8 protein-coding genes are annotated in these 11,690 nt (G+C 75.2%); 6 read left to right on the forward strand and 2 right to left on the reverse strand.

Features of this window, described 5'->3' with window-relative positions; all coding sequences use genetic code 11:
- Positions 1 to 129: 129 nt before the first annotated feature.
- Genes AB0G50_RS22495 through AB0G50_RS22510 form a run of 4 tightly spaced genes read left to right on the forward strand, consistent with a single transcriptional unit; the run spans position 130 to position 7,327 of the window.
- Positions 130 to 885: a glycosyltransferase gene (locus tag AB0G50_RS22495; protein WP_360111783.1), complete on the forward strand. Its 756-nt coding sequence runs from the start codon at positions 130 to 132 to the stop codon at positions 883 to 885.
- The gene (locus AB0G50_RS22500; protein WP_360111785.1) at positions 882 to 2,306 is read left to right on the forward strand and encodes a glycosyltransferase family 4 protein; all 1,425 of its coding nucleotides are present in this window, start codon (positions 882 to 884) and stop codon (positions 2,304 to 2,306) included. Before AB0G50_RS22495 ends, AB0G50_RS22500 begins: the two co-directional genes overlap by 4 nt.
- Positions 2,303 to 5,833 (forward strand): glycosyltransferase, encoded by a 3,531-nt coding sequence (locus AB0G50_RS22505; RefSeq protein ID WP_360111787.1) that lies wholly within the window; start codon positions 2,303 to 2,305, stop codon positions 5,831 to 5,833. The genes AB0G50_RS22500 and AB0G50_RS22505 overlap by 4 nt, the downstream gene beginning before the upstream one ends.
- Before the next feature lie 3 nt (positions 5,834 to 5,836).
- Positions 5,837 to 7,327: a glycosyltransferase family 39 protein gene (locus AB0G50_RS22510; protein ID WP_360111789.1), complete on the forward strand. Its 1,491-nt coding sequence runs from the start codon at positions 5,837 to 5,839 to the stop codon at positions 7,325 to 7,327.
- Between the two features lie 3 nt (positions 7,328 to 7,330).
- Here AB0G50_RS22510 and AB0G50_RS22515 read toward each other — a convergent pair whose 3' ends face one another.
- Entirely contained in the window at positions 7,331 to 7,720 is a 390-nt protein-coding gene (locus AB0G50_RS22515; RefSeq protein ID WP_360111791.1) for an STAS domain-containing protein, read from the reverse strand.
- Complete coding sequence (locus AB0G50_RS22520) at positions 7,717 to 8,163, reverse strand: ATP-binding protein (RefSeq protein WP_360111793.1); 447 nt, start codon at positions 8,161 to 8,163, stop codon at positions 7,717 to 7,719. The genes AB0G50_RS22515 and AB0G50_RS22520 overlap by 4 nt, the downstream gene beginning before the upstream one ends.
- Positions 8,164 to 8,322: 159 nt before the next feature.
- Here AB0G50_RS22520 and AB0G50_RS22525 point away from each other — a divergent pair, with 159 nt between their 5' ends.
- Both AB0G50_RS22525 and rox read left to right on the forward strand, forming a co-directional pair.
- Entirely contained in the window at positions 8,323 to 10,008 is a 1,686-nt protein-coding gene (locus tag AB0G50_RS22525; protein ID WP_360111794.1) for a hypothetical protein, read from the forward strand.
- 175 nt (positions 10,009 to 10,183) lie between these two features.
- Complete coding sequence (gene rox, locus AB0G50_RS22530) at positions 10,184 to 11,602, forward strand: rifampin monooxygenase (protein ID WP_360111796.1); 1,419 nt, start codon at positions 10,184 to 10,186, stop codon at positions 11,600 to 11,602.
- Positions 11,603 to 11,690 lie beyond the last annotated feature (88 nt).

The raw sequence follows: 11,690 nt of genomic DNA on the forward strand, positions 1-11,690 counted from the left end.
CACCGGGGGTGACCGGTCGCGGTGTTACGCCGGTACTCGGCCACTCGATAGCGGGATTGAGTCCACGGCGGAATGCGGCGCCGGGATTCCCCTTGCGTCCCTCCTCCCCGGAAAAGGATCCACATGTCCATGCCGAGGTCTGTTCTCGACCGCCCCGGTGCGCCCGGTGCCGACCGCCGGGCGGTCGACCTGGAGATCGTCGTCCCCGCCTACAACGAGGCCGCGCGGCTGCCCGCGACGCTGCGCGAGGCGGTCGCGTACCTCAGCGGCCGGCCGTGGCGCTCGCGCCTCGTCGTGGTCGACAACGGCAGCGTCGACGAGACCGCGGCCGTGGTGAACCACGTCGACCCGGGCGGGGTGGAGATCGCGGTGATCGGCTGCTCCCGGGCGGGCAAGGGCGCGGCCGTGCGCCGCGGCCTGCTCGCGGGCACCGCCGAGTTCGTCGGCTTCGTGGACGCCGACCTGTCCACTCCGCTGGACACCCTGACCGACGTGATGGCGCAACTGCGCCGGGGCGCGGCGGCCGTGGTCGCCTCGCGGCACGCGCCCGGAGCGCGGTTCGTGCACGCGCAGCCGCTGGGCAGACGGGTCGGCGGCGCGGCGTTCCGCGCGCTGGCCCGCCCGCTGGTGTCCGGCGTCCACGACACCCAGTGCGGTTTCAAGTTCTTCCGGCGCGACGTGGTCCAGGACGCGCTGAGGCGGTGCCGGATGACCGGGTTCGCCTTCGACGTCGAGCTGCTCAACCGGGTCCAGGCCGCCGGCAGGCAGATCGTGGAGATCCCGGTGGCGTGGACCGACGACGCCCGGTCGACCTTCCACCCGGTCCGCGACGGACTGGCCTCCTTCACCGCGCTGCTGAGCCTGTACCGGGCGGGTGTCGCGTGAGGACCAACGTGGAACGGTTGCGCGGCAAGCACATCGCGGTGCTCAACTGGCGCGACGTCCGGCACCCGGAGGCCGGCGGCGCGGAGCTGTACCTGCACCACATCGCCCGCCGCTGGGTCGCGGCCGGCGTCCGCGTGACGTGGTTGACCGCGCGGCCCGACGGGTTGCCCGCGCACGAGGTGGTCGACGGCGTCGAGGTGGTGCGCGTCGGCGGCGCGCTGTCGGTGTACCCGCGCGTGGCGTGGCGGCTGCTGTGCGAACGCGGTCGCTTCGACGCGGTCGTGGACTGCCAGAACGGCATCCCGTTCTTCGCGCCGGCCTTCGTGCGCCGCGGCACGCCGGTGGTCCAGGTCGTCCACCACGTGCACCAGGACCAGTTCTCCGACCGCTTCGGCGCGCCGATGGCGCTGCTGGGCCGGCTGCTGGAGGGCCCGGTGTCCCGGCGCGTGCACGGCCGTCGGCTCACCGTCGCGGTATCGCCGTCGACGCGGACCCAGCTGCGCCGCAGGCTGGGCCTGCGCGGACCGATCTCCATCGTGCCCAACGGCACCGCCCCGCCGGTCGAGGTGGTCGGTCCGCGCGACCCCGACCCGACGATCGCCGTGGTCAGCAGGCTGGTGCCGCACAAGCGACTCGACCTGCTGCTCGCCGCGCTGCCCGAGGTCGTGGCCCGGGTGCCGCGGCTGCGGGTGGACGTGGTCGGCGACGGCGTCGAGCTGCCCCGGCTGCGGGAACTGGCCCGCGCGCACGGCGTGCAGGACGTGGTGACCTTCCACGGCCGGCAGCCCGACGCGGTCCGCGACGAGATCCTGGGCCGCGCCTGGCTGACCGTGTCCACCTCGGCGGGCGAGGGCTGGGGTTGCGCCATCGTCGAGGCCGCCGGCCGGGGCGTGCCGTGCCTGGCCGTGGAGGTGCCCGGCGTGCGCGACTCGGTCGTGGACGGGCGCACCGGCTGGCTGATCGAGCACCCCGACGGGCTGGCCGACGCCCTGGTCGACGCCGTCGACGCGTTGGCCGACCTCGACACCGCGACCGCGTTCGCGCGGCGCTGCCGGGCGTGGGCCGGGTGCTTCACCTGGGAGCGCAGCGCGGAACTGCTCGCCGGCGCCGTCGTGCAGGAGTCCTCCGGGCACCGGGTCGGCCGGACCGCGCGCCCGGACATCGCCACCGTCGTCCGGTGCCGACCCGGCGGTCCGCCGACGGGCGCCCTGCGCTCCACCGACGAACTGGTCACCGGTCCCGACGGCGTCACCACCGTGCTGCTGGGCGGGTGCGACGACTTCGACACGCCCCGCGTCGTGGAACGCCTCGGGCTGACCGTCGACAGCGTGCGGCTGGCCGACCGCTACGACCTGCTCGCCGGACCCGCCGGGCTGCCCGTGCGGCTGGTGGCCACGAGCGACGTGGCGGGACCGGCATGAGCGACCGGGGCATCCTCCGCGCCGGCGCGCTCATGACGACCTCGGCCGGACTCGTCGGCGCCGCGAGCTACGCGGGCACCCTGCTCATGGCGCACCTGCTGCCCGTGGGCCAGTTCATCGACTACAGCGCCGCGCAGGCGTTGCTGACCACCGTCGGCGTGGTGGCGAGCGCCCTCGTGCCGCTGCCGCTGGCCCGCGCCGTGCGGGCGTTCGCGCCGGGCAGCGCCGGCCGCCGGGACAGCGCCGGTTTCGCGCTCGTGGTCGCGTTGCTGGGCGGTGTGGTCGCGGCGACGGCGCTCACCGCGATCGGGCTGTTCCTCGACACGCCGGGCGTGGCCGTCGCGATGGGCCTGGCCGCGTTCGCCGTGTTCGCGATCTCGCCGACCTGGGGGTGGCTCCAGGGCGAGTCGCGCTTCGCCCGCTACGCCGTCGCCTCGGTCGCGGAAGTGCTGCTGCGCCTGGTGGTCGCGGTCGGCGCGGTCGGGCTCGGGTTCGGCGCGGCGGGCGCCGTCGGCGGGTTCGCGGCCGGCACGCTGGTCGTGGTGTGGGTGGGCGTCACCGCCCTGCGGCACGACCTGGGCCTGCGCCCCGGCCTGCTGCGCGACCGGGACCGCTGGCGGGAGACCGGGGTCATCGCCGCCGCGCAGTGCGCGCTCTCCGCGCTGGTCGGCGTCGACCTGGTGTTCGTGGCCCTGGTCGACGGCCGGTCGCCGGCGGGCGCCGCGTACCAGGCGGTGGCGACGATGGCCAAGGGTCCGGTGTACGTCGCGGCCAGTGCCGCGCTGGTGAGCTTCCCGTTGCTGCGCAACGCCTCCGCCGACCGCGCGCCGGCTCTCGTCGGCGCCGTGGTGCGGTCGTTCGCCCGGCTCGCGCTGCCGGTGGCCACCGTCGTCGCCACCCTGCCCGCGCACCTCGTGCTCGGCGTGCTGCCCGACTCCTACGCCGGCGCGATCCCGTTGCTGCCGTGGCTCGCCGTCGCGGGTCTCGGGTTCGGCGCGATCGGCGTGCCGACGATGGTGCTGCTGGGCGTGGGCGCGCACCGCCGGTGCGGGCTCGGACTGCTCGGCTGCGCCGTCGTGGTGCCCACCGCGCTGGTGACCGGCTGGTCCGCCGCCGGTGTCCCGGGTTTGGCGTGCGGCGCGGCCGTCGGCACGGTGCTCGCGGCCCTGCTGCCCACCGCGCTGGCCTGGCGGCACGTGCCGCGCTCGGTGCGCCGGGCGGCACTGCGGGTGCCCGCGCTGGTCGGACCGCTCGTCGGCGCGCTGCTGCTCACCCGGTCCTCGCCCGTGCTGTGGGGGTGCGTCGTCGTCGTGACCGTCCTCGTGGTGCTGCGCCCGAACCGGCGTCCCGGGCGGACGCCGGGGGAGACCCTCGACCTGCTGCACCTGGGGTTCGAGGACCCGGCCATGCCCGGCGCGGGCGGCGGCGCGCTGCGCACCCACGAGATCGACAAGCGGCTGGTGGCCGCCGGGCACCGGGTGACCGTGCTGGTGACGAGGTTCCCGGGGTGCCGCGACCGGGTCGAGGACGGCGTGCGCTACCGGCACGTCGGCATCGGCTCCGGGCGCACGCTGGTCGGCCGGGTCGCCGGGTACGCCGCCGTGCTGCCGTTCGCGGCCCGCCGGCACCCCGCCGACCTGGTCGTGGAGGACTTCTTCGCGCCGATCTCCACGATGGCCGCTCCACTGTGGACCGGACGCCGCACCGTCGGCGTCGTGCAGTGGCTCAACGCCCGGGACAAGGCGCGCCAGTACCACCTGCCGTTCCACCTCGTGGAGCGCTTCGGGGTCCGCCGGCACCGCCGGGTCGTCGCGGTCTCGCGCGGTGTCGCCGGGCAGCTGACCGCGCTGCACCCCGGGCTCGACGTCGAGGTGATCGGCAACGGCGTCGACCCGCTCGCGTTCGAGGCCACCCCCGGCTCCGGGGACGACGTGGTGTTCGTCGGCCGGCTGGAGAGCGCGCAGAAGGGTCTCGACCTGCTGCTGCACGCCTGGGCCCTGGCGTGCCCGCGGATCACCGGAACCCTGGTGATCGCCGGCACCGGGCCCGACGAGCGGGAGCTGCGGGCGCTGGCGGCCGAACTGGGCGTCGCGGACCGCGTCCGGTTCGCCGGCTGGGTGTCCGGTCGGGCCAAGTTCGCCCTGCTCGCCGGCGCCCGGGTGGCCGTCGTGCCGTCCCGGTTCGAGACGTTCGGGATCGTCGCCGTCGAGGCGCTCGCCACCGGGACGCCCGTGCTGGCGTTCGACATCCCGTGCCTGCGCGAGGTCGTGCCCGCGCACAGCGGCGAGCGCGTGCCGCCGTTCGACGTGGCCCGCTACGCCGAGGCCCTGGTCCGGCTGCACCGCGTGCCCAAGACCGCCGACCGCGTGCGACAGGCCCGGCGGTTCGCGGGCGAGCACGACTGGGACGTGCTCGCCCGCCGCCAGGCCGACTTCTACCTCCGCTGCGTGCACGGCGACCCGGTGCGCGACCCGGCGGCCGTCGTCCGCGCCCAGCTCACCGACCTCGGCCGGGCACCCGGCACCCGACCGCGGCTGCTGGTGTTCGGCAACGTCGGCAACGGCAACACCGGCGACGAGTCGCTGCTCGCCGCCACCCTCGCCGCGCTCGACCCGGACGCCGAGGTCACCGTGCTGTCCCGCGACCCCGGCCGGGTGACCGCGCTGCACGGCGTGCCGGCGTGCCCGATGACCCCGCGCCACGCCCTGCGCGCGGTGCGCGGCGCCACCGGACTCGTGGTCGTCGGCGGCGGCATGTTCGGCCCCGGCCTGCCACCGCTGGTCCAGGCGCTGCCCCACCTCGTGGCCGCCGCGCGGCACACCGGGCGGGCCGTCGCCTACGTCGGCATCGGCGTCTACGACGGGATGCCCGCGCACGTGCTGGGTCGGCTCCGCCGTGCCGCGGCCCGCGGCACGATGACCGTCCGCGACCGGCTCTCGCTGCGCACCCTCGACCTGCCGGTCGACGTGCCGTGCGTGGGCGACCTGGCGTGGCTCGTCCCGACCGCGTCGCCGGACCTGGCCCGGCAGGCGTTGCGGCGCGCCGGCGCGGACCCGACCCGACCGCTGCTGCTGCTCGCGCCCAAGGCGGCCGACGAGGCGCGGACCCTCCGCTCGGTCGAGGCGTTCGCCACCGCCGCCCGCTGGTGGACCGCGCGCGGCGGCGCGGTGGTCGCGCTCGCCCTGTCCGACCGCGCCGACCACGGCCGCCCGCCCGAGCACACCGACGCGGCCCTGGCCGAGGCCGTCGCGACCGCCGCCGGCGTCCCCGTCCCGGTCGTCGGCCCGAACCTGCCGCCCGGGCTCGCGAAGGCCGTGGTCGCGCGGGCCGACGCGGTGCTGGGGCTGCGGTTCCACGCGCTCGTCTTCGCCCTGGCCGCCGGCACGCCGTGCGCGGGATTCCCCTGGGAGCCCAAAACCCGTGCCCTGGCCGAGGAACACCGGCTGCCCACCCCGACCGACGACCGCGGGCTGACCCGGTGGCTCGACTCGGTCACCACCCCGACGCTGCTCCCCACGAGGCGGTAACCCATGACCACCCGGCACCCCTGGCTGCTGCCCGCGCTCGTCGGACTGCTGGCCTTCCTCTTCCGCGCGGTCGGGCTCACCTCCGCCAACGACCTGTTCGTCGACGAGTTGACCTACGCCCGCCTGGCCTCCGCCGTCGCGGGCGGCCACCTGCCGAACCTGTCCGGGCAGCCGTTCTTCCTGCACCCGCCGGGCGCGTTCCTGCTCGACGGCCTGCTGATCGACGTGTTCGGCCTGGACGGCCCGACCGTCGACCTGGTCGACCGGCTCCGCTGGGGTCACGCCGTCCTGGGCGTCGCGGTCGTGGTGCTCGGCTACCTCCTCGCGCGGCGCGCCACCACCCCGGTGATCGCCGCGGTGGTCGGCGTCGTGCTCGCGACGGACCCGTTCGTGCTGCGCAACGACAGCCGCGTGATGCTGGAAACCCCCACCACGGCGGCACTTCTGGCGGGCTGGCTGGTCCTGCTCACCGGCACCTCCCGGCTCCGCGCGGTGGCGGCCGGGCTGCTGTTCGGCGGCGCGATCCTGACCAAGGACATCGCCGCGGTGCTGGTGGTGCTCCCGCTGCTGCTCGCGACGGTGTGGCGGCGGACCCTGGCGCCCCGCCGCGTGCTGATCACCGTCGCGGCGGCCGCGGTGCCCTACGGGGTGTACCTGGTGACGCTGCTCGCCACCGGCGACCTCGCCGCGTGGTGGGCCGCCAAGAGCCTCGGCCTGCGCCGGATGATCGGGCTCGTGCAGCTGACCGGGTTCAACGCGCCCGAGACACCGGGCCTGGGCGGTCGGCTCGTCGACCAGGCCACCCATTTCGGCACCAGCTACGTGCTGATCGGCCTGTGCGTGGTCGCGGGCGTCCTGGCGTCGCTCAGCGCGCACCGCGTCCGCCGGATGCTCGGCCTGATCGCGACCACCAGCGGCGCGTTCGGCGTCTACGCGGCCGCGGCGGGCACCCTGGAGGAGCAGTTCGGCTACTACGTGCTGGTGCCGTCCACGCTGGCACTCGGCGTGCTGGCGGTGGAGAACGCCGAGCGCGGCCTGGTGAACCGGCGCCTGGTGACCGGCGTGGTGGCGACGTTCACCGCGCTGACCGCCGTGCTCGGCGTGGCCGCCCGGGCCACCACCGACGACTCCTACCGCCGGGCCTACGACTGGCTCACCGCCAACGTCCCGGCCGGCACCCCGGTGGGGCTGACGAACGTCACCGCCGAGTTCGCCTTCCTACCCCGTCCCGGCTACGGCGTCTGGCCGTCCCTGCGGTCCCTGTCCGACCACGACGCCCACTACGTCCTCACCCAGAGCCGTTCCCTGGCCGCGGGCTACGGCTACGCGGCGCCGGAGCTGCTGACCTGGTTGGAGCACAACGCCTCCACCGCGTTCGCCGTCGACGGCCCGTCGGGCGGTCGCACGACCGTCTGGCGGCTGGACCCGGGAACCCTGCGCCACGCGGTCGCCGGCGGGCTGAGCACCCCGCCGGTGACCGGACCGCACCACTAGCGGTCAACCGTGGGCGCGCAACGCCTCCTCGACGGTGTGGAACAGGGCCAGCGACCGGTCGAGCCCGGTGACCTCGATCGGGCGGATCACCCGGCGGTTCGAGTCCACCACGACCCGGACCGGCAGGCCGTGCCGCTCGCCGTGGCCCGCGACCGAGACCAGGGCCGCCAGGCCCGCCGCGTTGAGGAACGTCACCGCGGACAGGTCCAGCACGCAGAACCCGGCCGCGGCGCCGTCCACCGCCGCAGCCACCGCAGTCGTCAACTCCGTCGCCGACGCCGCGTCGATCTCGCCTTCCACCGACACCACCGGCGTGCCCTCGGGCGTGCGGCGCGTCGAGCACAGCGGCGGCACGACGGGCAGCGCGTGGGTCGGCTTCTCCACCGCGGTCATGGCCGGTCCACTCCCGTCAGGTGCGGCGCGTCGTTGGTCGGGTGGTCCAGGGCGAACTCGGCCCACACGGTCTTGTGGTCGGCGTGCGTCCGCACGCCCCACGCCGAAGCCAGGTTCTCGACCAGCACCAGCCCACGGCCGCCGGTCGCGTCCGGGGTCCGCCCGCGCGGCTGGTCCCGCGCGGTGTCGTCGACCTCGACCCGCAGCAGCCGACCCGGGTCCAGCAGGATCCGGCACACCCTGGGCGGCGCGCCGTGCCGGTGCGCGTTGGTGACCAGTTCGTCGGCCACCAGCACCGCGTCGTCGGCCAGCACGCCCTCGTACCCGGCCGTCAACTCCCGCACCAGACCGCGGATCTCCCGGTCCGACGTGGAGTCGAGGTCCCGGGTGACGACGTCCACCCGCCCGGCGTCCTCACCGGTGGCGTTCCGCTGCGTGGACATCGATCACTCCCCGTCCTGTCCGTAGACCCCTCGTGGCGCGCCCCGGTTACCCGATCACCGGCGCGCACAACCCCGAAATTTCCGCCGTCCGTCGACCACCTCGCGCCGCCGGGGTACCGTTCCGATCATGACGAAGAGAATCGAGTCCTCCTCCCGCCGGTGATCGCGGTCCACGGGCGCGGCGCGCCCGACCTCCCGGTGTCCCTGCACGACCACGCGATGCGGCTGCACCGGCGTGCTCCGGACGAGCCCCTTCCCCTCGGCGGACTTCCCCTTCCGTACCTCCGCGGTCACCCGGGAGCCCCCGAACCCACCGCGGTGGTGCGGCACTTCCTCGACAACCCGGACCTGTCCGCCGACGACCTGCGCGAGGCCGCGCCGCCGGCGCTCCTCCGGGACGCCGCCCGGTGGCTGGTGCGGCACGGCATCGATGAGCGCTCGGTGCGCGTCGGACTGGAGTTGTTGCGGGGCAACGTCGAACCTCGGGACTTCCCGGTGGTCCGGACGGTCGGCCTGCTGTCCGTCGCCGACACGGCCGCCGCGGCGGTCCTGGCCGGTGATCCCCGCGCGGTGCCCGACCTCGTGTGGCTCGCCGAGCGGTCCCGCCCGGACACCATTCAGTTCGCCGCCGGGGAGTTGATCGGACACCCGGACCCGGCCGTGCGCGACTGGGTCCGGTCGACGCCGGGGCACACGCTGGGCACGACGCTCGCCCGGCGGATCGCCGAACAGCACGGGCTGGTGGACCTGCTCGCGGGCGCCGGCGACGACCGCCGGTGGGACCAGGCCGGGAACCTGTTGTCCGCCATGACCTCCACCCACGACTACTACCACGAGATCGCCCGCTACCCGGACGCACCGGAGACCTACCGGCGGTGGGTCGACCTGGCCCCGTCGGTGACCCCCGCGGTCGACCGCGCCGCCGTGCTCGCCTCGGTCGCCGACGACCTGGCCACCGGCCCGGCGGCGATGGTGGTCGGGGACGACCGGGGCCCGCTCGTGGACCGGATCAAGGACGTGCTGACCGCGTGGCACGACGTGCTCGACCGCGGCACGAGGTCCGCCGACCCGGTCGAGGCGCGCCGGGCCGCGTGGGTGCTCGCCCGGCTGGCGGCCGTCGACCTGCCGACGGACCGCTTCGCCGTGCGCGTCGTGCCACCCGACCCGAACCCCGTCGGCTTCCCGCAGGTGGAGGCCAGGATCGTGCTCGACGGGGTGCCGATCGTGGCGGCGTCGTTCGACAAGGGCCCCGCCGCGGTGCCGGAGTGGTTGCTGGGCGAGGGAATGCTGCGGGCCACCGGGGAACCGAGGGAGGTCCGACTCGCCGAGGCGTACTGCACCGAGGGGTGTTGCGGCGGGCTCCACGTGACGATCGTGCGCGAGGGCGCGGAGGTGGTCTGGAAGGACTGGCGCTCCTCGATGGCCGGCGACCCGCCCCGGGACGTGCGGTTCGACGCCGCGGCGTACGACCGGGAGCTCACCCGCGCCGAGCGGGACCACGGCTGGGAGTGGCCGGCCCGGACGGTCGCGAGGCTGATCACCCGGCGGCTTCGCGCGGACCCGACGATCCTCGGCCGGGCGGACTGCGAGTTCGGCTGGTGCGTGGCCTGGGTGAAGGAGCCCGACGCGGCGCGGCTGACGTTCCTGAGCCCGGTGCACCGGGAGCGGGTCGACGATCCGTTCACCCAGTACGGGCTCGTGATCGACGTCGAGGACCGGGACCCCGAGGCGCTGGCCGCCGAGGTCGTCACGTCGCTGGCCACCACCGACCCGCGCACGCTCGCCGAGGCCATCGGCGGCGCGAAGGCGCGGCGCGGCACCGCGGTCCGGTGGAACCGGCGCTGAGCAGGGCGAAGGGGCACACACTTCTCTCCCCACTTCAATTTATAACGCACCGGGGGACTTGCGGCAAGGCCCGGGTGAGGGCGCAGAATCTGCGGCCGAAGCCGGAACGGGCCGAAACCGGGAAGTGGTGCCACCATTCCGGCTGAAATGCAACCTTGGCTGTTGGGGGTTTTTCGTGTTCGACGTGATCGTGGTCGGCAGCGGGCCGACGGGCTTGATGCTGGCCGGTGAGCTGCGGCTCCAGGGTGTGCACGTGCTGGTGCTGGAGAGGGACGAGGAACCGACCGAAATCGTCCGCGCGATGGGCCTGCACGCCCGCAGCATGGAGGTGCTGGAACAGCGCGGCATCCTGGACCGGTTCCTCGAGCTCGGCCGGAAACACCCGCTCAGCGGATTCTTCGCGGGCCTTTTCAAGCCGGCGCCGGAGCGCCTGGACACCACCCACCCGTATGTCCTCGGCCTGCGGCAGCCGATCACCGACCGGCTGCTCGCCGAGCACGCCGTCGAACTCGGCGTGGAGTTCCGGCGCGGCTGCGAACTGGTCGGGTTCGACCAGGACGACGAGGGGGTGACCGCCGAACTCGCCGACGGCACGCGGTTGCGCTCGCGCTACCTCGTCGGCTGCGACGGCGGCCGCAGCACGGTGCGCAAACTGGCCGGCATCGGTTTCCCCGGCGAGCCCACCAGGGTCGAGACGCTGCTGGGGGAGATGGAGCTGACCGCGTCCCAGGACACGCTGGACGAGGTGATCGCCGAGGTCCGCAAAACCCACCTGCGCTTCGGCGCCGTGCCGCTCGGCAACGGCGTGTACCGGGTCATCGCGCCCGCCGCCGGCGTCGCCGCGGACCCGAGGGTCCCGCCGACCCTGGACGAGCTGAAGGACCAGGTGCGCGCCCTGGCCGGCACGGACTTCGGCCTGCACTCGCCGCGCTGGCTGTCCCGCTTCGGCGACGCCACCCGGCTCGCCGACCGCTACCGGGTCGGTCGGGTGCTGCTGGCGGGCGACGCGGCGCACGTCCACCCGCCGCAGGGCGGCCAGGGCCTCAACCTCGGTGTCCAGGACGCGTTCAACCTGGGCTGGAAGCTGGCCGCCGAGCTCGCGGGCTGGGCACCGGAGGGCCTGCTGGACACCTACGAGGCCGAACGCCGCCCGGTGGCCGCCGACGTCCTGGACAACACCCGGGCGCAGGTCGAACTCGCGTCCCTGGAACCGGGCGCGCAGGCGGTGCGCCGACTGCTGGCCGAGCTGATGGAGTTCGAGGAGGTCAACCGACACCTGATCGGCAAGATCATCGCCATCGACATCCGCTACGACTTCGGCGCCGCGGACCCGCTGGTGGGCCGGCGGCTGCGCGACGTCCGGCTCAAGGGCGGTCGCCTGTTCGACCTGACGCACGCCGGGCGGGGCCTGCTGCTGGACCAGACCGGCAGGCTCTCGGCGCAGCGCTGGGCCGACCGCGTCGACCACGTGGTGGACGTCAGCGAGGAACTCGACGCACCCGCCGTGCTGCTGCGCCCGGACGGCCACGTGGTGTGGGCGGGCGAGGACCAGTCGACCCTGGACGAGCACCTCGCCCGCTGGTTCGGCGCGTGAGCACCGGGGGGTGGGGGGGCGGGGGCCCCCCCCCCCCCCGCGCCGGGGGGGGGATAGCCCCCCGGGGCGAGGATTAGGCGGGTGGGTT

The sequence above is a fragment of the Actinosynnema sp. NPDC020468 genome (assembly GCF_040642015.1).
GTDB lineage: Bacteria > Actinomycetota > Actinomycetes > Mycobacteriales > Pseudonocardiaceae > Actinosynnema.

Excerpts from the sequence above, each read along its gene's own strand:
- AB0G50_RS22495 (WP_360111783.1), top strand. The coding sequence starts at position 130 with ATGCCGAGGTCTGTTCTCGACCGCCCCGGTGCGCCCGGTGCCGACCGC.
- AB0G50_RS22505 (WP_360111787.1), top strand. The coding sequence starts at position 2,303 with ATGAGCGACCGGGGCATCCTCCGCGCCGGCGCGCTCATGACGACCTCG.
- AB0G50_RS22510 (WP_360111789.1), top strand. The coding sequence starts at position 5,837 with ATGACCACCCGGCACCCCTGGCTGCTGCCCGCGCTCGTCGGACTGCTG.
- AB0G50_RS22515 (WP_360111791.1), bottom strand. The coding sequence starts at position 7,720 with ATGACCGCGGTGGAGAAGCCGACCCACGCGCTGCCCGTCGTGCCGCCG.
- AB0G50_RS22520 (WP_360111793.1), bottom strand. The coding sequence starts at position 8,163 with ATGTCCACGCAGCGGAACGCCACCGGTGAGGACGCCGGGCGGGTGGAC.